Source organism: Streptomyces amritsarensis (assembly GCF_001953875.1).
In the GTDB taxonomy this organism is placed as follows: Bacteria; Actinomycetota; Actinomycetes; order Streptomycetales; family Streptomycetaceae; genus Streptomyces; species Streptomyces amritsarensis.
In genome coordinates this window covers 32,678-53,617 of record NZ_MQUR01000042.1, presented here as the reverse complement: position 1 = coordinate 53,617, position 20,940 = coordinate 32,678, and the positions used below count along the sequence as shown (strand labels likewise).

Here is a 20,940-nt window from a genome sequence, read left to right as displayed (position 1 = left end):
CACCCGGCCCGCCGCGACCCCGCGACCGCACCCGCGACCGCACCCCGTACCCGCGACCACGGTGAACGGAGACCTCCCGATGAGCGACCGGACGGACGCCGCCCCCGCACCCGCCCCGGCCGCCCCCTCCGCGGGGCCCGTCCGCCGGTCCGCCGGCCGGCCGGCCCCGCGCCCGTCCGCCCCCCGCCCCCTCGGCGAACACCGCCGCTGGCCCCGCTCGTTCGCCGACCGGCTGACCACCCCGCTGCCCGGTGTCCGCGCCTTCGCCCGGCTCGCCCGCGAGGGCGCCTTCCGGCCCGGGCCCGAAGGGTTGCGCGGCATCCCGGACCTGCCGTACGCGCCGGGTCCGCTGCCGGCCACGGCCCCCGGCGCGGTGTCCGTCACCTGGGCCGGGCACGCCAGCTGGGTGGTGCGGACCGGCGGGCTGACCGTACTGACCGACCCCGTCTGGTCCCGGCGGATCCTCGGCACCCCGTCCCGGCTGACGCCCGTCGGGGTGCGCTGGGAGGACCTGCCGCCGGTGGACGCGGTCGTGATCAGCCACAACCACTACGACCACCTCGACGCCCCCACCCTCAGGCGGCTGCCCCGGGACACCGCCCTCTTCGTCCCGGCGGGCCTCGCGGGCTGGTTCCGCCGCCGCGGCTTCACCCGGGTCACCGACCTCGACTGGTGGGAAGCGGCCGAACTGGGCGGCGTGCGTTTCGAGTTCGTCCCCGCCCACCACTGGTCGAAGCGGTCCCTGATCGACACCTGCCGGTCCCTGTGGGGCGGCTGGATCCTCACCGACACGCTGAGCCCGGTGCCGAGTAAGGTCTACTTCGCGGGGGACACGGGCTACGGCCGCTGGTTCCGCGAGATCGGCCGCCGCCACCCCGGCATCGACCTCGCCCTGCTGCCGGTCGGCGCGTACGCCCCGCGCTGGTGGCTCGGCGACGTCCACGCCGACCCGGAGGAGGCCGTCCAGGCCTGCCTCGACCTCGGCGCCCGCAGGATGGCCCCCATGCACTGGGCCGCCTTCGTGCTCTCCGCCGAGCCCGTCATGGAGCCCCTGCACCGCACCCTGGCCGCCTGGTCCCGCTCGGGACTGCCCCGCGAAGACCTCTGGGACCTCCCGGTCGGCGCCTCCCGCACCCTGCCGGACCCGGACCCCCCTCCGGGCCCGGGCCGGGACAGCCCTTAGCGGTACTTCGCCGGCCCGGTCCCGTTCCCGCAGCACCCGCCCCTGCCGCAGCCATCCGGGGCTCCCGGACGCTCTCCCGGTGGTGCCGGGGCCGGCGCGCCCGCCCCCGTCCGCCCGGCCGGGGCACGGCCGGCACGACGCCCCCTAAGGGCTCCGCCGCAGTCGGCGCCAGGCCGCCGGGCCCGCGCTGATCAGCAGGGCCAGGCCGACCGCCGCGGCCACGCCCTTCCACGGCTCCGAGAACAGCGAGCCGCCCACGATGCCGATCAGCCCGTACGTGGCCGCCCAGGCCAGGCACGCGGGGCCGTCGCCGCGGGCGAACCGGCGCAGCGGCAGCTCGGCCAGCAGGCAGGCCAGCATCACCGGGATCCGGCCCGCCGGGACCAGCCGGGACAGCACCAGCACCGTCACCCCGTGCTCGTCCAGCCGGGTCTGGGCCTGCTCCAGGCGCTCGGGCGTGGCCCGCCCGCGCAACGCCGCCAGCCACCGCGAGCCGTTGCGGGAGCGCACCCCGCGCTGCCCGAGCCAGTACAGCGCCAGGTCCCCGGTGAAGGCCGCCAGCGCCGACACCGCGAACACCAGCAGCACCCCGTACGGCGACTGGTGGTGGAACGCCACCACCGCCGCCGAACTCACCAGTGCCCCGGTGGGAATCACCGGCACGAGCGCCCCCAGCGCCACCAGCACGAACAGCGCCGGATAACCCACCGCCTGCTGGGTCGTCTCCGGCGGCACCTGGCCGGCGCCCGCGGCCGCCGCCGCTGCCGCCGCCGTGAGGTCGCGGAGCGTCACGGCAGCCGCACCCGCTCACCGTGCCCCGGTACCCGCACGCACACCTCGGGCGCCAACTGCCGGGCGCGCCGTTCGAACTCCCCGCCGGGCGCGTGGAACTCGTGCGGCCGCACCGCGTCCATCCCCACCGGCCAGTACGTCCCGTAGTGGACCGGCACCGCCGCCGCAGGCGCCAGCTGCGCCAGCGCGCGCGCCGCCCGCCCGGCGTCCAGGTGCCCCGGCCCCAGGTAGGGACCCCAGCCGCCCACCGGCAGCAGGGCCACGTCCACCGGTCCGACCTCCTCGGCCATCGTGTCGAATAGCCCCGTGTCCCCGGCGAAGTACGTCCGTGCGGAGCCCAGGACCACGTATCCGAGCGCCGGCGCCCGGTGCGGCCCGAAGGGCAGCCGCCGTCCGTCGTGCCGGGCGCTGACCGCCCGGACCACCACACCCCCGGCCACGCGGACCTCCTCACCCGGCGCGGTCTCCGTCAGCGTCAGCCCGCGCAGCCCGGCGAGCCGGGCCAGCCCGGGAACCGCCCGCGGCGCCCCCCGCGGCACCACGAGCCGGGTGCCGGGCGCGAGCCGCCCCAGCGACGGCAGGTGCAGGTGGTCCGCGTGCAGGTGCGACACCAGCACCACGTCCGCGACCGCCGCCTCGGGCGGCGGGAGCACCCCGCGCCGCCGCCGCAGGTGCGCGAGCCGCCGCGTGAACAACGGGTCCGTCAGCAGCCGCACCCCGGCATCCTCGACGGTGCACGTCGCATGGCCCCACCAGGTGATCTCCACCGGCACCAGGCCCTCCCTCCCTCGCCGTCCCGCCGGCCTCGGGGTGTCCTACCCATCATGCCGGGCCCGGGCTCCCCCCACCGCGTCGTAATCCGAACCCGGCAGCCCCTCCTCTCGGGCGGCGGATCGGAGTAGGGTCCGGCGGCATGGAAGAGTTGCGCGTGGCCGCGATCGCCAGCCTGGCCCCGCTCGAAGACCTGGACGCCGACCCCTTCGCCGTGGACACCCGCGGGCAGCACGCCGTATGCGCACGCTGGGCGGCCGACCGGGGCTACGTGGTGACCAAACAGCTGCTGGTCTACGGGATGCGTGCGGACCACTGCGGGTTCTGGTCCGAGATAGCCATCGGGCGGGTCGACCTCTTCGTCGCCGCCAACCAGCGCGTTCTGGCCCGCGCACTGCGCTGCGTCGAGGAGTTCACCGCCGAGTGCGCACGGCGCGGCGTACGGCTGGAGACCGCCGGGGACGAAGAGCCCCTGTACACCTCCGCGATGAAGGCCGAGGTGCACCGGCGGCTGTCCATGCCGACCGCAGGCTACGACGGCACCTGACCGCCGCCCGCCGCCCGGCCGCCCGCCGCCCGGCCGCCCGCCGGTCGCGCCCGCCCCGCCTGACCGCCACCCCGCCGCCCCGCCGGTCGCATCGGGCCGTCACGGCCCCGGTCCGGCCGCCCGCCGCGCACTCCCGTACGCCGTAGCCGCGCGCCCGGCCGTGCCGCCCCCGCTGTGCGAGCCTGGAAGCGGAGACGACCCAGGGGGTGGCACGATGCGGCGAGGACGCTGGCGGAGCACGGGCAACGCCCTGGTGCGGGTGGTCCTCGTCTGGGCGGTGTCCACCCTCACGATGCTCGCCCTGGCCGGGATCCTCCCGGACTTCCGGCTCCAGTCCGACGACGGTGACAGCATCACGCAGATCGGCCTCACCGCGGCCTGGGGCGCCGGCGCCTTCGGCCTGCTGAGCGCCCTCGTCTGGCCCTTGCTGGTGCGGGCCCTGCTGCTGGTGCCCGCCCTCGTGCTGGGGCTGCTCGTCTTCTTCCTGAACGGCTCGCTCCTGCTGATAGCGCTCAGGCTGATCCCCGACGGGCGCGGCGAGGCCGCCCCCGAGACCGCCGTCGTCGTCGCCGCCGTGATGTCCGCGGTGGCCTCGGCGACCTCCACCGCGCTGGCGGTGCGCGACGACGAGGCGTACCGGCGCCGGCTCTACCGGCTCGCCGACCGGCGCCGCCGCCGGCAGGGCCCCGGGGCCGCGCCCCGGGCCGGGGCGGCCGTGCCCGGGCTGTTGGTCCTCCAGCTCGACGGGGTCGGCCACGAGGTGCTGCGCGAGGCCTGCGACAGCGCGCTGATGCCGACCGTCGCGGGCTGGCTGGAGCGCGGCCACCGCGTCACGCCCTGGCGCACGGACTGGTCGAGCCAGACCGGCGCCAGCCAGCTCGGCATCCTGCACGGCTCCACCTTCGACGTGCCCGCCTTCCGCTGGTACGAGAAGGACACCCGCGAGGTGATGGTCTGCAACCGGCCCACCAGCGCCGCGGAACTGCAGCGGCGGGCCATCGAGCGCACCGGCGACGGCGGACTGCTCACGCTCGACGGGGCCAGCCGGGGCAACCTCTTCAGCGGCGGCGCGGACCAGTTGGCGCTCGTGCTCTCGGTCTCGGCGCGGCGCGGCCGGGCCAACCGGTCCCGCTCCGGCTACTTCGCGTACTTCTCCGATCCGGCCAACGCCGTCCGCACGGCCCTGTCCTTCGTCGCCGACGCGGTCCGCGAGGTCGTGCAGTCCCTGCGGGCCCGGATCCGCGGGGACCGGCCGCGGGTCTCACGCGGCGGGCTCTACCCGCTGATCCGGGCCTTCGCGACCGTGGTCGAGCGGGACGTGGTCGTGGCGGCGGTGATCGGCGACATGCTCGCCGGGCGCTCCGTCATCTACGCCGACCTCGTCGCCTACGACGAGGTCGCGCACCATTCGGGCCCGCGCGGCCGGGACACCGACCAGGTGCTGGAACGCCTCGACCGCAGTCTCGCGATGATCGCCCGGGTCGCCGAGCACGCACCGCGCCCCTACCGGATCGTGCTGCTGTCCGACCACGGCCAGAGCCCCGGGGAGACCTTCCTGGCGCGGTACGGGCTGACCCTGAAGGACCTGGTCCGGGCCGGCTGCGGACTGCCCGTCTCCCGCAAGGCGGGCCGTACGAGCAGCGGCGCCGAGGCCCGCGCGGCGGTCCTCGCCGCCCTGCACCGTCCGGTGGAGGAGGGCGAGGAGGCCCGGCCGGGGCCGGGTTCCGACCCGGTGGTGCTGGCATCCGGCAACCTCGCCCTGATCTCCTTCCCGGACGTCCCCGGCCGGGCCTCCCGGGCCTGCATCGAGCGCATGCACCCCGCGCTGCTGGCGACCCTGGCGAACCATCCCGGTGTCGGCTTCCTGCTGGTGGACGGGGTGGTGCTGGGCCCGGGCGGGGCCGAGGCCCGGCTGGACGCGCCCGGCGAGGCGGAGGAGCTGCTGGCCGCCTTCGGCCCGGGCGCGGCCGAGGCTGTCCGCCGGACCGACGCCTTCCCGCACGTGGCCGACATCATGGTGAATTCGGCGTACGACCCGGAAACGGGCGCGGTGCACGCCTTCGAGGAGCAGATCGGCTCGCACGGCGGCCTGGGCGGGGAGCAGGGACGCCCGTTCCTGATGTGGCCCGCGGAGCTGTCGGACCCGGGGGAGGAACCGGTCGGCGCGGAGGCCGTCCACCAGGTACTGCGGGGCTGGCTGGAGGAGGCGGACGGCCCGCAGGTGCCGGTGGCGGCGCCGGGGAAGAAGAGGTGGGCGGCCGGGGCCGTGTCCCGCGACGCAGGCCGGTACGCGGCCGCCCCGCCCGCGCAGGAGACCGAACAGGAGACCGCGCAGGTGAGCGCGGAGGAGATCGCGCAGGTGAGCGGGGAGGGGACCGGAGGGGAGACCTCCCGAGAGGGGCCGCAGAATTCCCCGCCGGAAGGCCCCATCGGCGGAATCCTTCCTTCCGGCGGCCTGTCCGCACGGGACGAAACCCGCTGATTTGGTACGTCCCGCACGGTGGCCGACCATGTGTCGACCCGCCCACCATGTGAGACGACCCGAGGCGCACCACCGATGACCAGCACCGCAGCCCTGCCCGCCGAGGCCACCGCACCCCCCGAGGCCACCGCATCCCCCGAGCAGGGCCGCGACCCCCATGCCCGACGCTTCGGCCTCCCCATCGCGACCTGCCTGGTCATGGGCAACATCATCGGCGGCGGCATCTTCCTGCTCCCCGCCTCCGTCGCGCCCTTCGGCACCATCAGCCTCGTCGCCTTCGCGGTGCTCACCCTCGGAGCGATCGCCCTCGCGCTCGTCTTCGGCCGCCTCGCCCACCGCCACCCGCAGACCGGCGGCCCGTACGTCTACGCCCGTGCCGCCTTCGGCGACTTCGCCGGCTTCCTCGCCGCCTGGAGCTACTGGATAACCTCCTGGGTGTCGAACGCGGCGCTCGCCGTCGCCTCCGTCGGCTACCTCTGCGTCCTCTTCCCGGCCATCGGCGAGCACAAGTGGTCCATGTGCCTCGCGGCCCTGGCCATGCAGTGGCTGCCGGCGCTCGCCAACCTGGCCGGCACCCGCTACGTCGGCGCAGTCCAACTCGTCGCCACCGTGCTGAAGTTCGCCCCGCTGCTGCTGGTGGCCGTGGGCGGCCTGTTCTTCTTCGACCCGGCCAACCTCGGCCCGTTCCAGGCCACCGGCCAGAGCCCGGCCGGCGCGCTCTCCGCCTCGGCGGCGATCCTCCTCTTCAGCTACCTCGGCGTGGAGTCGGCCGCCGTCAGCGCCGGAGAGGTCCGCGACCCCGCCCGCAACGTCGGCCGGGCCACGATCCTCGGCACCACTGGCGCGGCCGTCGTCTACCTGCTCGGCACCCTCTCCGTCTTCGGCCTCGTCGCCCACGAGAAGCTGGTCTCCTCCGAAGCCCCCTTCACCGACGCCGTCGACGCCATGTTCGGCGGCACCTGGGGCGGCACCCTCGTCGCCTGCGCCGCCGTCGTCTCGATGGCCGGAGCCCTCAACGGCTGGACCCTGCTCAGCGCCCAGACCCCGTACGCCGCAGCCAAGGACGGGCTGTTCCCGCGGGCCTTCGAGAAGAAGCGGCGCGGTGTCCCGGTCGTCGGCGTCGTCGTCACCACCTCTCTGGCCTCCGCCCTGACCGTGTACAACTACACGGCCGGCTCCGAGGGCGTCTTCGAGATCCTGGTCCTCGTCACCACCTTCACCGCGACCGTCCCCTACCTGCTCTCCACCGCCGCACAGATCTACTTCCTGCTCTCCGGCCAGGGCGACCGCGTCCGACGGGGGCGCCTGGTCCGCGACGGAGTCCTCGCCGTGCTGGCCTTCGGCTTCTCCCTGTGGCTGGTGGCCGGCTCCGGATACGCCGCCGTCTACCAGGGCGTGCTCTTCCTCTTCGCCGGCGTCGCCGTCTACGCCGCGATGGCCGGCCGCAGGCAGCGGACAGCCGCCTGACCTGCGCGGTAGCGTGGAAGGACAGCGCCTTTCAGGGGGCACGAAAGGTTCGCCATGTCCGCGATCAGAGAAAGCATCGAGATCGACCGCAGTCCCGAAGAGGTCTTCTCCTATGCCTCGGACGCCGCCCACCTGCCGGAGTGGCAGAAGAGCGCCGTGTCCGTCCGGGGCGCCGGGCACCCGGCCGTCGGCTCGCTCATCGCCGTGCGGCGCCGGATCGGCCGCCGCGAGTTCCCGACGACCATGGAGCTCACCGAGTACGACCCGCCCAGGAGCTGGCACCTGCACGGCATCGACGGCCCGGTCCGCGGCGACGTCCGGGGCACCGTCGAGCCGCTGGCCGACGGCACGCGCTCCCGGCTCACCCTGAGCCTCGACTTCGAGGGCCACGGCATCGGCAGGGTCCTCGTACCGCTCGTCGTGAAGCCGTACGCGCGCAAGGAGATGCCGCTGAACGAGGAGAAGCTCAAGCACCTCATGGAGACCTGAACCGGGGCGGGTGCCCGGAAAACCGGATGCCGGGCGGTGTGTGGTGCGGCCACACTGGCCGCACCACACACCGCCCCGCCCCGAAGGACGTCCCCGCCCGTGCAGGCTGCCGTCACCGTCACCCCCGCCCAGATCCCCGAACTGCTCCTGGGCCTCGCCACCGTGAGGCCCGTGTTCCTCTGGGGGGCGCCCGGCATCGGGAAGTCCTCGCTCGTACGGAAGTTCGCCGACTCCCTCGGTCTGGAGTGCGTCAGCCTCCTCGGCACGCAGCTCGCCCCCGAGGACCTGATCGGGGTACCGCAGATCCGCGACGGCCGCTCCGTCTTCTGCCCGCCCGCGGCCATCGCCCGCGACGAGCCGTACTGCCTCTTCCTCGACGAGCTCAACGCCGCGAGCCCGGACGTCCAGAAGGCCTTCTACTCGCTGATCCTCGACCGCCGGATCGGCTCCTACGACCTGCCCGCCGGCTCCATCGTCATCGGCGCCGGCAACCGCGCCACGGACAACGCACTGGCCCGCCCCATCGCCTCCGCGCTGGTCAACCGCCTCACCCACGTCCACCTCCAGGCGTCCGCACAGGACTGGCTGGTGTGGGCCGGCGAGCACAACATCCACCCGTGGGTCACCGACTACCTCACCGACCGCCCCGACCACCTCTGGTCGCAGCCGCCCAAGACCGAGGAGCCCTTCTCCACCCCCCGCTCCTGGCACATGCTCTCCGACGCCCTGCACTCCTTCGGCGCGGAGCTGGACGAGCAGACCCTCAAGGTGGTCGCCCACGGCACGCTCACCCCCGCGCACGCCGTCTCCTTCTGCGGCTACGCCAAGATCGTCCGCCACACCTTCGGCATCGAGGCCATCCTGAAGGGCGACGCCTCCTGGCCGACCCGGCTCCAGGACCGCGATCTGCTCTACTACCTCGCCGAGGCCTTCCGGGGCCGCCTGCTCAAGGAACTCCCGGCGCAGAAGGAACACGTCTCGCCCGCCCTGCGCCAGCACACCCACCGCTTCAAGTCGCTGCTGGTCCAGCTCGCCGAGATCTCCGTCGAGGTCGCCCAGACCGTCATCGCCGACGACGCCGACGGCCTGCCCGTACTGCCCGGATGGTTCCTGATCGAGGCCGCCCGGGACATGCCCCGGCTGGTCGAGGCCCGCCGGTGAGCCGCGGCGGGAAGGCCCGGGCGAAGACCGCCGCCAAGCCCGACCCGGCCACCCAGGCCTTCGCCGAGGGCCTCGCCCTGGTCAAGCAGAACCCGGCCCTCGGCGCCCTCGACGCCACGATCTGCCGCGAGGCCGACTGCCCGCAGTCCCCGGCCCAGGGCCTGGCCGCCGTCACCTCCAACGGCGTCGTCCACGTCCACCCCACCCGTCGGGCCGAACCCCGCACGTGGGCGTGGACCCTCGCCCACGCCCTCCTCCACCTCGGCTTCGGCCACGTCCCGGCCGCCCCGGACGACAACCGCACCCAGCCGGATCCCTACGACCTCGCCGCCCGCTGCGCGGTCGTCAACCGCTTCCTGCTGACCTTCCCGGTCGGCCGCGCCCCCGACGACCTGCCCGCCGAATATCCGGGCGGCGACGAGGACGAGCTCGCCGCCCGCTGGCGCCGCGACGGCATCCCGGCCGCCTACGAGCACTGCGGCACCGCCGGACACGGCCCCGACCAGCTCCTGACCACCTGGCGGGCCTGGCGCGGCACCGCCGTCCCCGACTGGCAGACCGTCTTCGCCGCGGCCCTGACCCGCAGCGTCTCCGCCGCCATGGACGTCGCCGGCGGCCGCCGCGACCGGACCACCGGCGAGCGGGTGGAGCAGCGCCCCTGGGACCGGGCCCTGAACTGGTTCGTGTCCTCGTACCCGCTGCTCGGCGGGCTCGGCGCCGGCCTGACCGTGGTCGCCGACGCCGAGCTGGCCCGTGCCCAGGACATCGCCGTCGCCGCGGTCAGCGCCACCGCCGGGGAGATCTACGTCAACCCGCTGCGCACCTTCGAGGACGACGAGTGGCGGTTCATCCTGGCCCACGAGATGCTGCACGCCGCCCTGCGCCACGGTGAGCGCCGCGGCGGCCGCGACCCGTACCTGCACAACGTCGCCGCGGACTACGTCGTCAACGACTGGCTGGTGCAGATGCGGATCGGCAGCATGCCCGAGGGGCTGCTGCACGACCCGGCGCTGCGCGGGCTCTCCGTCGAGGAGGTGTACGACCGGATCGCCACCGACCTGCGCCGGATGCGGCGCCTGGCCACCCTGCGCGGCAAGGGCAAGGGGGACATCCTGGGCGAGCCCCTCGCGCACGGCGCGGGGCGCCCGTACGCGGACCTCGACGACTTCTACCGGCGCGGCCTCGTCCAGGGCTTCGACCTGCACGTCCAGGGCGGGCGCGGGCTGCTGCCCGCCGGGCTCGTCCAGGAGATCCGGGCCCTCGCCCACCCGCCCGTGCCCTGGGACGCCCGGCTCGCCCGCTGGTTCGACGAGTACGTCCCGAGGCCGGAGGCCGTACGGTCCTACGCCCGCCCGGCGCGCCGCCAGGCCTCGACCCCGGACATCCCGCGCGCGGGCCGGTACCACCCGCCCGAGGAGACGGCCCGCTGCACCTTCGGCGTGGTCCTCGACACCTCCGGGTCGATGAACGCCGCCCTGCTCGGCAAGGCGCTGGGCGCGATCGCCTCGTACGCCGAGGCCCGCGACGTCCCGGCGGCGCGGGTGGTGTTCTGCGACGCGGCGCCGTACGACGCCGGCTACGTCCCGCCGACCGAGATCGCGGGCCGGGTCCGGGTCCGCGGCCGGGGCGGCACGGTGCTCCAGCCGGGCATCGACCTGCTCCAGCGGGCCGAGGACTTCCCGCCCGCGGCGCCGCTCCTGGTGATCACCGACGGCTGGTGCGACACCCTGCGCATCCGCCGCGACCACGCCTACCTGATCCCCCAGGGCGCCTGCCTGCCCTTCACCCCCAGGGGCCCGGTCTTCCGCCTGGCCTGACGGCCGTCACGACGAAGCCCCCGCACCGCCGGACGGCGGAGCGGGGGCTTCGTACGGGAGCCGGATCAGTCGAGGTAGTCGCGCAGCACCTGCGAACGCGACGGGTGGCGCAGCTTCGACATGGTCTTCGACTCGATCTGGCGGATGCGCTCACGGGTGACCCCGTACACGCGGCCGATCTCGTCGAGGGTCTTCGGCTGGCCGTCGTTGAGGCCGTAGCGCATGGAGACCACGCCCGCCTCGCGCTCCGAGAGGGTGCCCAGGATGGACTGGAGCTGCTCCTGCAGGAAGGTGAAGGAGACCGCGTCCGCGGGCACGACGGCCTCGGAGTCCTCGATGAGGTCACCGAACTCGCTGTCGCCCTCCTCACCCAGCGGGGTGTGCAGGGAGATCGGCTCGCGGCCGTACTTCTGGACCTCGATGACCTTCTCGGGGGTCATGTCGAGTTCCTTGCCCAGCTCCTCCGGGGTGGGCTCGCGGCCCAGGTCCTGGAGCATCTGGCGCTGCACACGGGCGAGCTTGTTGATGATCTCGACCATGTGCACGGGGATGCGGATGGTGCGCGACTGGTCGGCCATGGCACGCGTGATCGCCTGCCGGATCCACCAGGTCGCATACGTGGAGAACTTGAAGCCCTTGGTGTAGTCGAACTTCTCCACGGCGCGGATCAGGCCGACGTTGCCCTCCTGGATCAGGTCCAGGAAGAGCATGCCGCGGCCGGTGTAGCGCTTGGCGAGGGAGACCACGAGGCGGAGGTTGGCCTCCAGCAGGTGGTTCTTCGCGCGGCGGCCGTCCTCGACGAGGATCTCCAGCTCGCGCTTGAAGGCGGGCTTGTGGTCCTCCTCCTCCTCGAGCTTGTACTCGGAGAAGAGGCCGGCCTCGATGCGCTTGGCGAGCTCGACCTCCTGCTCGGCGTTGAGGAGCGGCACCTTGCCGATGAGCTTGAGGTAGTCCTTGACCGGGTCGGCGGTGGCACCGGCCACCATGACCGTCTGCGCCGGGGCGTCGTCCTCGTCCTCGTCGGACAGCACGAAGCCCTGGGCGCCGGCCTTGGGGGCCTCCTCCTCGGCCTCGTCGACGAGGTCCTCGGCCGCCCAGTCCTCGCCCTCGACGACCGGGGTGTCGCCCTCGTCGGCGTCCTTGGCGCTGGTCTTCTTCGCCGCGGCGGTCTTCTTCACCGCGGTCTTCTTGGCGGCGGTCTTCTTGACCGTGCGCTTCTTCGGCTCGGCGGCGGCCTCGGCCGGCGCCGCCTCCGCAGCCGCGGCGGCCGACGGAGCGGATATCGCCGAGGCCGTGGACGTGACCGCGGCGGCCGCGGCGGGGGCCGCGGTCTTGCGCGCACCGATGGGGCGGGGCGCGGCGGCGGCCTTCTTGGCCACGGTGCGGGCGGGGGCGGCGGCAGCCTTGCGGGGCTTCTTCGCGGCAGCCTTGGTGGCGGGGGCCGCGCTGACGTGAAGGGCGACACCCTCCTCGTCGAGGACCTGGTTCAGGCTGCGCAGGACCCGCTTCCACTGGTCCACCGGGATGCGGCCGGCCTCGAAGGCCTGGCGCACGTCGTCACCGTTGATGTGACCCTGCTCGCGGCCGCGCTCGACGAGCGCGACGAGGGCCTCGGATTCGGCGATCTCCGGAGGGAACGTACGGGACGGGCTGAGCGACACAAGGAGCCTCTCGTTGCGAGCAAATATGGGGTGGGCGGGACATCATCGCGCGAACTCGGGAAACAGACCCGAGGGGGGTCTGTATTCCGGGCCGCGCGAGGACACCTGTCGGTTCATCGCATGCCCGAGTCGATTCGTTACGCGCTGAATTGAGTGACCTGCGCCACGCTACGGCCGGGCAACCGGATCCGCCGCGGATCCGTCCGCCCTGCGCGTCAGCCCGTTTTGCGGGCTTCGATCAGGAAGCGGGCGGTGTGTGCGACGAACGGACCGTCGCGCTCGATCCGTTCGTGCAGCTCGCGCAAGCGGTCCCGATACTGCCCGACCGTGAAGCCGGGCACCATCCAGATCACCTTCCTCAGGAAGTAGATCACGGCTCCGATGTCGTGGAACTCGGTGCGCAGCCGCTCGGAGCGCAGGTCCACGACCTCCAGGCCCGCCTTCGAGGCGTCGGCGACCGCGTCGTCGGGGTGCCGGGCGCGCCGCACCTCCTCCGGCTGGGGCCCGAGAAAATATTCGACGAGTTCGAAGACGCTCGCCGGGCCGACCTGCTGCGAGAGGTACGTTCCGCCGGGTGTCAGCACCCGGGCGATCTCGTCCCACCAGATGGTCACCGGGTGCCGGCTGGTCACCAGCTCGAAGGCCTCGTCGCCGAAGGGCAGGGGCGGCTCGTCGGAGTCCGCCACCACCACCGCCCCCAGCGGGTGCAGCAGCCGGGTCGCCCGCTCGACGTTGGGCGGCCAGGACTCCGTGGCCACCGTCAGGGGAGGCAGGGGCCCGGACCCGGCGAGGACCTCGCCGCCACCGGTCTGGATGTCCAGGGCGGACCGGACCCGGGCCAGGCGCTCGGCCATCAGGCGCTGGTACCCCCAGGAAGGACGCTGCTCGGTGGCCCGCCCGTCGAGCCAGGAGAAGTCCCAGCCGTCCACGGACACGGACTCGGCCTCGGCGACAAGATGGTCGAAAGTACGCGTCATACACTGATCGTCGCAGGTCGGGCGCCGGGCGACCACCGATTCGGTCGACTACAGTGGTCGGCGGGCCGTGACTGGCGTTCGGGTGGATCACCACCGGGGAGCGGCCCGGCGTACCGGAGGACCTCCGGTGGCGTCGACTGCCGCGCGCCTGGGCGAACCGCGATCCGCGCACCGCGCACCGCAGCGACGTTCAGGAGACCCCGTGACGACTGCCCAGCAGACCGCCCCCGCCGCCGGCTCCGCCCGGCTGATGGACGGCACCGCCCTCGCCCGCCGTATCTCTGAGCGGACCGCCGCCCTCGCGGCGAAGATCACCGAGCGCACCGGCACCGCGCCCTGCCTCGCGACCGTACTCGTCGGCGAGGACCCCGCCTCCGTCACCTACGTCCGCATGAAGCAGAACCGCTGCGCGAAGGCCGGGATCACCTCCCGCCACGTGGAGCTGCCGGCCTCGACCACCACGCAGGAGCTGGTGGCGGCGATCACGGCCCTGTCCGAGGACCCGGAGATCAGCGGCATCCTGCTCCAGCACCCCGTCCCGCACCACATCGACGAGCGTGCCGCCTTCGAGGCCATCGCCCCCGGCAAGGACGTGGACGGGGTCACCATGCACTCCTTCGCGGCCATGGGCTTCGGCCTGCCGGGCTTCGTCTCCTGCACCCCGGGCGGCATCATGCGCCTGCTCGCCGCGTACGACGTGGACCTGACCGGCAAGCACGCCGTGGTCGTCGGCCGCAGCGCGATCCTGGGCAAGCCGGCCGGGATGCTGCTGCTGGAGCAGAACGCCACCGTCACCTACTGCCACTCCCGCACCCGGGACCTGTCCTCGATCGTGCGGCAGGCGGACGTGCTGGTCGCCGCCGTCGGCAAGGCCGAGTTCATCCGGGGCGAGGACATCAAGCCGGGCGCGGTCGTCCTGGACGCCGGCTACAACGAGGGCAACGTCGGCGACGTCCACTTCGAGTCGGCCGCGGCCCGGGCCTCGCTGATCACGCCCGTGCCGGGCGGTGTCGGCCCGATGACCATCGCCGTCCTGCTGGAGCAGACCGTGCAGGCCGCCGCGGCGCAGGCCGGGCTGGACCTCGCGGACCTCTGATCCACCCGGCCGGCGGACGAACGGCGCCCTGGACTCCGGTCCGGGGCGCCGTTCGTCTCCCGGCCCTCAGGCCGTCAGCGGGCCGGGCAGGAGGCGCAGGGCGGTCCCGCCGCTCACCGGGCCTGTCCGACGGGGTCGGCCGGGCCGACCGGACCGGTTGCCGGACGGGCGGGCTCAGCGCCGGCGGAGCCTCCGCCCGGATGTCCGGCGCCGGCGCCTGCGCCGGGCGCCGGATCGAGCCCGGCCACGGCCCGCTCGGCGGCGGTGAGCGGCGGCGCCTTCAGCGCGCCCCGGTCGGAGGCGCGCATCACGTGCCAGACCACCGCCGGGCGGAGCCAGTGCGTGGGCTCGATGCTCATCGTGAGGACGTTGAACAGGGCGGCGGTGAGCGCCTCGTCCGTGGTGGCTCCCGTCATCAGGCGGTTGACGTAGCCGTTGAGCACGTTGGTGCCGGCGCGCGGCTTCATCCCCGTGGCGCCCGGATAGAGGATGTCCTGCGACGTGGCGAGCTCCCAGGCGGTGCCGACCTGGGGGGCGATCACGCGCTGCGCCTCGCGGCCGATCCCGGGATGGGCCAGGCCCCTGGCCCGCAGCAGGGTGCGTACGGCCAGCAGTCCCTGGGCGGCGACGGTCATGCCCTGTCCGTACAGCGGGTTGAAGGTGGCGACGGAGTCGCCCACGGCGAAGAAGCCGTCGGGCAGCTCGGCCTTCTCGAAGTAGATCCGGCGGTTGGCGGTGCCCTGGGTGACGGCGACGTCCGTGAGGGGCTTGCGGTGCTCCAGCAGCTCGCCGACGATCGGGTCGCGGACGGCCTTGGCGAACGGGATGAACGCGTCGGGGTCGCCGGTCGGCTGGCCGCCGCGGGTGCCGGACAGGGTCGCCTGCCACTGGCCGTTCTCGATGGGCACGATCGTGGCGGTCTGCCCGGGCACGGGCACCCGCGGGTCGGACTGCACGTTGACGATGGGGAAGCCCATCTCGTGCGCGCCGGCGGGAGCCTCGAAGATCCGGGTCGCGTAGACGAGCCCGGAGTCGACCTCCGCCTGCCGGATGCCGCTCACGCCGAGCGCCTGGAGCCACGTCCGGGCCCGCGATCCGCGCCCGCTGGCGTCGACCACGAGGTCGGCCGTCACCAGCCGGTCCTGCTCCTCGGGGGTGTCGACCCGGACGCCGGTGACCCGGGCCGCCGTGCCCTCCAGGCCCCGGACCCGGCTCTGCTGGAGGGTGGACACCCCCGGGAGGCCGGTGACGCGGGCGCGGACCACGGAGTCGAGGAGGTCGCGGCTGCAGGAGATGTTGAACTGCTTCTCGCCGCAGCGCGGGATCCAGCCCTGCGCGGTCTTGGTGACCAGGTCGGTGGGCAGGCTGCGGCGGATCGCGCCGGCCTTCGTCCAGTCGTCGGTGATGCCGGGCAGGATCCGCTCGATGGCCCGGGCGCCGCCGGACCACAGCAGGTGGGTGTGCCGGGCCTGCGGGAGCCCGCGGCGCGGGGCCGGCCCCTCCGGCAGCGGGTCGGCGTCGATGACGGTGACCGTGGCGTGCTCGGCGAGGACAGCGGCCGCGAGGAGGCCGGCCAGACTGCCGCCTATGACGACGGCGTGGCGGGGCGGTGAGGACTGGTTCATCGTGGCGTGCTCTCTGTCAGGGCCGTGCTGAGGGCATCGGCGTGAGGGATGCGGCGACTGGCTGGTGCAGGTCACGGCGTGGCACGGGGCTTCCCCAGCCGAGTGAGGACGTGATGCGTTCGATCGCCTCGGGGCACTGCCGCTCCCGGGGCGACGGCAGGTAGGAGCGCAGGACGGTGCCCAGGTGCGGGCCGAAGGTCTCGGCCCGGATCCCGGCGGCATCCCCCTGGTCGGCGCGTGCGGCGGCCTGCCGGACCACCCCGTCCAATCCGGTGTCGCAGGCCGGCGGTCCGGCCGGCCGGCCGGGGCCTGGCCCTCCCGCCGGGCGTGCGGCCGCCGGCAGGCCGGAGCCCGGCTCGCGCATGGCCCGTGTGGTCCTCATGGTGTTTCTCCCTCGGCGGCGGCGCCCTCGGTCGGCGCCCCGCCCTTCGTGCCCGGAATCCCGAGCTGCCCCTCGCGTGCGAGGAGGTCGTCCAGGTGGTCGGCCAGGGACTTCCAGCCCTGCGGCGACAGGCGGCCCGCCCGCGTGACGATGCTGCGCACGTCATGGGCGCGCAGTACGGCCAACATCGGATTCTCCCGCTCCCGTTCCACGCACTCCAGTTCGCCCTCGATCAGCGCGAGCGCCGTGGCGAGCGCCTCGGTGTCGTCGGCGAGCAGGAAACCGCCGTCGACGCCGTAGAAGCGCTGGATCCCGGCGGCCGCGGCGAGGTTCGGCATGCCCTGGCCCTGGACGAGGCGGGTCAGCGACTGCCCCGACGCGTCGAAGGACTTGGCGATGGCCGCCAGCGAATGGGCCTGGCCGTCCTCCCGCGGCCGGGTGCGCCGCAGGTGCTCGAACCGCTGGTGCACCTGCTCCTTCAGGGGGAGCCGGGGCGGCCGGCCGTCGAGGGTCTGCCGGATGGCCCGGGGGGTCATACCGGTCAGGTACGAGAGGTGTTCCAGGTCTTCCCGGCCGTCCGAGACGGTGCCGGCGGACAGGGCGAGGGCCCGTTCCACCGCGCTCTTGCTGTCGGCCAGCAGGAAGCCGGCGTGGACGCCGAAGAACCGCTGCACGCCCGCCGCGTGACCCAGCCGCAGCAGTCCGGTGCCCGCGTTGAGCGGACCGAGGGAGGCACCGGGCGCGTCGAAGTCGTGGGCGATGGCGGCCAGCGGCCATTCCCGGCCGTGCTTGTCGCGCCGGGTCGCGCGCAGCAGCCGGAACCGCTGGTGCACGCGCCGCTCCAGCGGCACTTCGGCGGCCGTCCCCGCCAGCACGCAGGGAACGCGCCGGGGGTCGACCCCGGACAGATGGCTCAGCCGCCCCACCGCCAGCACCTCGCCGGGATCCCGGCCGCACCGCTCCGCGAGGGCCGCGACACGCCGCCAGATCGCGGGGAGGTCGGGTCGTGCGGTGGCTCGCACCGGCGGAATCTCCATATGTCGACAGGACGTTCGAGTGGATCGGCTGCGTGAAGCCTAGCCCCCCACCCCCGGCCGAACCACGGGAACCCCCAATGTTTCCTGCCGCCCATCTCAAAAACCGTTGGCATGACCTCGGAGGTAATCGACCCCCGCGCGGGGTCGCGGCACAGTGGGGGCGTCGGGTTCCGGGGCCGCGCACTCGGATCCGGAACCCGGCCCCCACCTGGCCGTTCGACCTCGACGGAGGCTGACTCCCCATGTCCGCGACCCTGCTCGCCGGTTTCGCCCGTACCTCCGTGCCGCAGCTCGCGCTGCGTCGCTTCCTCGCCCTCGACGCCGTCGTCACCACCGGCAACGGCCTCGCCTACGCCGCCTTCTCCGCGCCGCTGGGGCGGCTGCTCGGGGTCGGGCCGGAGCTGCTCCTGGCCCTGGGCGTCGCGCTCGTGCTGTACGGCGCCGCCGTCGGCCTGCTGGCCTCGCGCAGCCGGCCCCCGGCGCTCGCCGTGAAGGCGGTCGTCGAGACCAACTACGCCTGGGCCGCGCTGAGCCTGGTGGCCCTCGCCGTGTGGTTCTCGCCGACCGCCGCCGGGACCGTGTGGATCCCGGCGCAGGCCCTCACCGTCGCCGGCTTCGCCGTGCTCCAGCAGCTCGCCCTGCGCTCAGTCGCCGAGTGAGCGCAGGTACTTCACCGTCGCCGGGTCGGCCGGGAGCATCGTCTCGATGGCCAGCTCGGCGACGGTCACGTCCATCGGCGTGTTGAAGGTCGCGATGGACGACACGAAGGACAGCAGGCGGCCGTCGTGCTCGATGACCAGCGGCAGCGCGATGTACGGGACGGGCTCCTCCGGTTCGCCGCCGCCGGGGCGTTCGGCCACCGGATAGGAGGACACCTCCTCGTACAGCGTGCGCAGCGGCTCGGAGCGGGCCAAGGCGATCTGGCGCTCCATCTGGGCGAGCAGGTGCCCGCGCCACTCGGTGAGGTTGCGGATCCTCGGCGCCAGGCCCTCGGGGTGCAAGGTGATCCGCATCGCGTTCAGCGGCGGCGTCAGCAGGTGCTCCGGCAGGCCGTCCAGCAGCATCAGGATGCCCCGGTTGGCGGCGACCACGTTGTACACGGCGTCCACGACCAGCGCCGGATAGGGCTCGTATCCGGTCAGCAGCCGCTCGATGCCCTCGCGCAGGGTCGCCATCGACGGGTCGTCCAGTGCGGTCTGCGCGTAGCGCGGGGCGTAACCCGCGGCGAGGAGGAGGGAGTTGCGCTCGCGGACGGGCACGTCGAGGCGGTCGGCGAGCCTGAGCAGCAGCTCCTCGCCCGGCCGGGAGCGACCCGTCTCGATGAAGCTGATGTGCCGGGACGAGGAGCCGGCGCGGCCCGCCAGCTCCAGCTGGCTGATGCCGCGCCGCTCCCGCCATGTGCGGAGCAGTGCGCCGACCGTGGGCGTCGAGGTGGTCATGGCCCGACGGTAGCCGAGCCCGCCGGACCGGGGACCTGGCCGCGATCAGCCGACATCGAAGACGTTGCGCAGGCCGAGGCGGTAGCGCCACAGGTCGTGCCGCTTGGCGGCCTCCATCTCCGGCGCCCGGTACAGCGGCCTGACGGTGCACCGCGGCGCCGTCGAACCATCCCGGTCCAGCAGGCTGTTGACGGCCGCGCGGGCCGAGGCGTTGGCGCCCTCCATCGTCGCCAGGTCGATGTCGACGGCGACGTAGTCCCCGCTGAGGAAGAAGTTCGGTACGCGCGTGGCGGCGCTCGGACGGTGGTGGAGCGTGCCGACGGGGTGGATCAGCAGCTCGTCCTCGTTGGTGGGGTGGGGGGTGCCGAGCCCGTCCACCCCGGGATCCAGGAACCACGAGTGCAGCTTCGCGTCGGACAGCGGGGTCCTCCCGGTGTCGTTGAGGGAGGCCTTCAGCTGCGCCCACACCTCGCGCGCCACCTCGTCGCGGGTGCACTGCTTGGCCGTCTTCCCGTACAGGATCCCGGGCCTGTCCCACTCGGAGATGTCCACCGACAGGCAGTCGACCGCCGCGCCGTCGCCGTAGTCGGCGGGGAAGTCCCGCGCCGGCCAGTGCTCGGCCTGCTGGATCGCCGTCAGCGACCAGGGCGAGTCGATGCAGTTGAGGTGGCCGTGCACCAGCGGCGCCCGTTCGGTGAGGTAGAACTGGATGCCGGTCATCCAGTCGGTCCGCAGCCCGTCGCAGCGCCCCAGCATCGGATCGGCGGCCCGCAGCCCCGCGCTCCAGGTGCGCCGGGCATGCTCGACGGGCAGCGCGCTGACGTAGTGGTCGGCGGTCACCGTCTGCCGGGCGCCGTCCGGGCCCTCGACCGCCACCCCGCTGACCCGGCCGGCTCCGTACTGCACCTCCCGTACCGTCCATCCGACCTTGAACTCCACTCCCAGGGAGCGCAGATGGGCCTCCCACGGGTCGATCCAGGCCTCGTTGGTCGGCAGGTTGAGGATCCGGTCCGGTGGGCCGTCCGCCCCGCGGCCCAGCACGTTGAAGACGAAGGCCTCGCCGAGGGTGCCGACCGTGCGGGTGGACGCCTCCTCCGCCTTGGTCGCCACGATGTTGCGGGTGACCCCGACCGCCAGGATGCGCTGGTACTCGTTCGACATCCGCGCGGCCCGGGTGAACTCCCACCACGGCGTGTTCTCCCAGACCCCGGTCCGCCGCTCGTCGCAGCTGGTGAGGAAGACCAGCACGCGGTCGACGAAGTACGCCGTCTCGTGCGGCGGCAGCCGGACCATGGTCTGCAGGATGCCGGAGAGGGCGCGCCGTACCTCCTCGGGCGTGAGGGCGGCGGGGGAGTGGCCGGGCCAGGGGATGGGGGCGCGCAGGTCCTCGCGGCCCCCGGCGCGGGCGAACATCATCTCGGGCGGGGCCACCAGGTTGTCCCACACCCCGTTCGCGTTGCCCGCGAAAGGGATGCGCCGCATGGTGTCGGGCAGGTTGTGGTAGATGCCCGGGATGAAGCGGAAGCCGTGCTCCGCGGGCAGCGGTCTGCGGCCGCCGCGGGCGCTGTTCGGCACGTCCATGCTGCGGGCCTTCCCGCCGAGCGCCCGGCGCTCGTACACGGTGACGGCGTAGCCGCGCTCGGCGAGCTCGTGCGCCGCGGTCAGGCCGGCCACCCCGCCGCCGAGGACGGCGACGCGCCGGCCGCTCGGCGGGGGCGGTGCGGGCTGTGCCGGGGCGGTGGCGGCGGCCGCCGACGGCGCCGCCAGGGCCGCCGCGGCCTGGGCCGAGAGGGCGGCGGCGCCCGTGCCCGCGATGAACGTACGCCTGGAACTCCCGGTGCCGGCCATGGCGAATGCCCCTTCGTTACCGCTGGTAACAGCACGTCCGGCGCAGGAGCCTAGGGGCCGCGGCCCGCAGGCGGAAGGTGCAGAAGTACCCGAGCGCACTATGGCGCGAAAGGTTCGATCCGGCGTGCACTGTGGGAACCTTGACCACACGTCACGGGGAAAAGGA

18 protein-coding genes and 1 riboswitch are annotated in these 20,940 nt (G+C 74.0%); of the genes, 9 read left to right on the top strand and 9 right to left on the bottom strand.

Features of this window, described 5'->3' with window-relative positions; genetic code table 11:
- Window positions 1-79 precede the first annotated feature (79 nt).
- A complete protein-coding gene (locus AVW11_RS18870; RefSeq protein ID WP_060177738.1) occupies window positions 80-1,183 on the top strand; it encodes an MBL fold metallo-hydrolase in 1,104 nt (367 codons plus the stop codon).
- 144 nt (window positions 1,184-1,327) lie between these two features.
- Here AVW11_RS18870 and AVW11_RS18865 read toward each other — a convergent pair whose 3' ends face one another.
- Together AVW11_RS18865 and AVW11_RS18860 are read right to left on the bottom strand one after the other, a co-directional pair.
- The gene (locus AVW11_RS18865) at window positions 1,328-1,975 is read right to left on the bottom strand and encodes a DedA family protein (RefSeq protein WP_076044843.1); all 648 of its coding nucleotides are present in this window, start codon (window positions 1,973-1,975) and stop codon (window positions 1,328-1,330) included.
- The gene (locus AVW11_RS18860) at window positions 1,972-2,748 is read right to left on the bottom strand and encodes an MBL fold metallo-hydrolase (RefSeq protein ID WP_060177739.1); all 777 of its coding nucleotides are present in this window, start codon (window positions 2,746-2,748) and stop codon (window positions 1,972-1,974) included. Before AVW11_RS18860 ends, AVW11_RS18865 begins: the two co-directional genes overlap by 4 nt.
- A 140-nt stretch (window positions 2,749-2,888) precedes the next feature.
- Between AVW11_RS18860 and AVW11_RS18855 the strand changes: the two genes are divergently transcribed.
- The 6 genes from AVW11_RS18855 to AVW11_RS18830 all read left to right on the top strand — a co-directional run bounded on the left by AVW11_RS18855 (window position 2,889) and on the right by AVW11_RS18830 (window position 10,709).
- Entirely contained in the window at window positions 2,889-3,293 is a 405-nt protein-coding gene (locus AVW11_RS18855; RefSeq protein WP_060177740.1) for a hypothetical protein, read from the top strand.
- Window positions 3,294-3,507: 214 nt separating this feature from the next.
- On the top strand, window positions 3,508-5,775 hold the full coding sequence (locus tag AVW11_RS18850) for a phage holin family protein (RefSeq protein ID WP_079250677.1): 2,268 nt from the start codon (window positions 3,508-3,510) through the stop codon (window positions 5,773-5,775).
- Window positions 5,776-5,850: 75 nt separating this feature from the next.
- Window positions 5,851-7,242 (top strand): amino acid permease, encoded by a 1,392-nt coding sequence (locus tag AVW11_RS18845; RefSeq protein ID WP_060177741.1) that lies wholly within the window; start codon window positions 5,851-5,853, stop codon window positions 7,240-7,242.
- Between the two features lie 54 nt (window positions 7,243-7,296).
- Window positions 7,297-7,731, top strand: a complete 435-nt coding sequence (locus AVW11_RS18840) for an SRPBCC family protein (protein WP_060177742.1) — start codon at window positions 7,297-7,299, stop codon at window positions 7,729-7,731.
- Between the two features lie 99 nt (window positions 7,732-7,830).
- Window positions 7,831-8,892: an ATP-binding protein gene (locus AVW11_RS18835; protein ID WP_076044841.1), complete on the top strand. Its 1,062-nt coding sequence runs from the start codon at window positions 7,831-7,833 to the stop codon at window positions 8,890-8,892.
- Complete coding sequence (locus AVW11_RS18830) at window positions 8,889-10,709, top strand: vWA domain-containing protein (RefSeq protein ID WP_076044839.1); 1,821 nt, start codon at window positions 8,889-8,891, stop codon at window positions 10,707-10,709. Before AVW11_RS18835 ends, AVW11_RS18830 begins: the two co-directional genes overlap by 4 nt.
- A 65-nt stretch (window positions 10,710-10,774) precedes the next feature.
- Here the strand turns inward: AVW11_RS18830 and AVW11_RS18825 are convergent, their stop codons facing one another.
- Together AVW11_RS18825 and AVW11_RS18820 are read right to left on the bottom strand one after the other, a co-directional pair.
- A complete protein-coding gene (locus AVW11_RS18825; protein WP_030847081.1) occupies window positions 10,775-12,370 on the bottom strand; it encodes an RNA polymerase sigma factor in 1,596 nt (531 codons plus the stop codon).
- Between the two features lie 215 nt (window positions 12,371-12,585).
- Window positions 12,586-13,347, bottom strand: coding sequence for a methyltransferase domain-containing protein (locus AVW11_RS18820; RefSeq protein ID WP_060177744.1), 762 nt, complete (start codon window positions 13,345-13,347; stop codon window positions 12,586-12,588).
- A 57-nt stretch (window positions 13,348-13,404) separates the two neighbouring features.
- Window positions 13,405-13,508: riboswitch (ZMP/ZTP riboswitch) on the top strand.
- Between the two features lie 89 nt (window positions 13,509-13,597).
- Between AVW11_RS18820 and AVW11_RS18815 the strand changes: the two genes are divergently transcribed.
- Entirely contained in the window at window positions 13,598-14,443 is an 846-nt protein-coding gene (locus AVW11_RS18815) for a bifunctional 5,10-methylenetetrahydrofolate dehydrogenase/5,10-methenyltetrahydrofolate cyclohydrolase (protein ID WP_030847085.1), read from the top strand.
- Window positions 14,444-14,556: 113 nt separating this feature from the next.
- Here AVW11_RS18815 and AVW11_RS18810 read toward each other — a convergent pair whose 3' ends face one another.
- From AVW11_RS18810 to AVW11_RS18800, 3 genes are read right to left on the bottom strand one after another with little or no spacing between them, the layout of a single operon-like run.
- The gene (locus AVW11_RS18810) at window positions 14,557-16,068 is read right to left on the bottom strand and encodes an NAD(P)/FAD-dependent oxidoreductase (RefSeq protein ID WP_107423296.1); all 1,512 of its coding nucleotides are present in this window, start codon (window positions 16,066-16,068) and stop codon (window positions 14,557-14,559) included.
- 16 nt (window positions 16,069-16,084) lie between these two features.
- Entirely contained in the window at window positions 16,085-16,450 is a 366-nt protein-coding gene (locus AVW11_RS18805) for a hypothetical protein (protein ID WP_143568866.1), read from the bottom strand.
- Window positions 16,447-17,472: a hypothetical protein gene (locus AVW11_RS18800; RefSeq protein ID WP_076044835.1), complete on the bottom strand. Its 1,026-nt coding sequence runs from the start codon at window positions 17,470-17,472 to the stop codon at window positions 16,447-16,449. The genes AVW11_RS18805 and AVW11_RS18800 overlap by 4 nt, the downstream gene beginning before the upstream one ends.
- Before the next feature lie 257 nt (window positions 17,473-17,729).
- Between AVW11_RS18800 and AVW11_RS18795 the strand changes: the two genes are divergently transcribed.
- On the top strand, window positions 17,730-18,146 hold the full coding sequence (locus AVW11_RS18795; RefSeq protein ID WP_030847093.1) for a hypothetical protein: 417 nt from the start codon (window positions 17,730-17,732) through the stop codon (window positions 18,144-18,146).
- On the opposite strand, the gene AVW11_RS18790 is transcribed toward AVW11_RS18795, so the two are convergent.
- Together AVW11_RS18790 and AVW11_RS18785 are read right to left on the bottom strand one after the other, a co-directional pair.
- Entirely contained in the window at window positions 18,132-18,926 is a 795-nt protein-coding gene (locus tag AVW11_RS18790; protein WP_076044833.1) for a helix-turn-helix domain-containing protein, read from the bottom strand. The two genes, AVW11_RS18795 and AVW11_RS18790, sit on opposite strands and share 15 nt — an antisense overlap.
- A gap of 45 nt (window positions 18,927-18,971) precedes the next feature.
- A complete protein-coding gene (locus AVW11_RS18785; RefSeq protein WP_030847097.1) occupies window positions 18,972-20,774 on the bottom strand; it encodes a hydroxysqualene dehydroxylase in 1,803 nt (600 codons plus the stop codon).
- Between the last annotated feature and the right edge of the window lie 166 nt (window positions 20,775-20,940).

Bases quoted from the DNA above. Each gene is read 5' to 3' on its own strand.
- AVW11_RS18790 (WP_076044833.1), bottom strand. From the start codon at position 18,926: ATGACCACCTCGACGCCCACGGTCGGCGCACTGCTCCGCACATGGCGG.
- AVW11_RS18855 (WP_060177740.1), top strand. From the start codon at position 2,889: ATGGAAGAGTTGCGCGTGGCCGCGATCGCCAGCCTGGCCCCGCTCGAA.
- AVW11_RS18805 (WP_143568866.1), bottom strand. From the start codon at position 16,450: ATGAGGACCACACGGGCCATGCGCGAGCCGGGCTCCGGCCTGCCGGCG.
- AVW11_RS18815 (WP_030847085.1), top strand. From the start codon at position 13,598: ATGGACGGCACCGCCCTCGCCCGCCGTATCTCTGAGCGGACCGCCGCC.
- AVW11_RS18840 (WP_060177742.1), top strand. From the start codon at position 7,297: ATGTCCGCGATCAGAGAAAGCATCGAGATCGACCGCAGTCCCGAAGAG.
- AVW11_RS18850 (WP_079250677.1), top strand. From the start codon at position 3,508: ATGCGGCGAGGACGCTGGCGGAGCACGGGCAACGCCCTGGTGCGGGTG.
- AVW11_RS18820 (WP_060177744.1), bottom strand. From the start codon at position 13,347: ATGACGCGTACTTTCGACCATCTTGTCGCCGAGGCCGAGTCCGTGTCC.
- AVW11_RS18795 (WP_030847093.1), top strand. From the start codon at position 17,730: ATGTCCGCGACCCTGCTCGCCGGTTTCGCCCGTACCTCCGTGCCGCAG.
- AVW11_RS18845 (WP_060177741.1), top strand. From the start codon at position 5,851: ATGACCAGCACCGCAGCCCTGCCCGCCGAGGCCACCGCACCCCCCGAG.
- AVW11_RS18785 (WP_030847097.1), bottom strand. From the start codon at position 20,774: ATGGCCGGCACCGGGAGTTCCAGGCGTACGTTCATCGCGGGCACGGGC.
- AVW11_RS18870 (WP_060177738.1), top strand. From the start codon at position 80: ATGAGCGACCGGACGGACGCCGCCCCCGCACCCGCCCCGGCCGCCCCC.
- AVW11_RS18810 (WP_107423296.1), bottom strand. From the start codon at position 16,068: ATGAACCAGTCCTCACCGCCCCGCCACGCCGTCGTCATAGGCGGCAGT.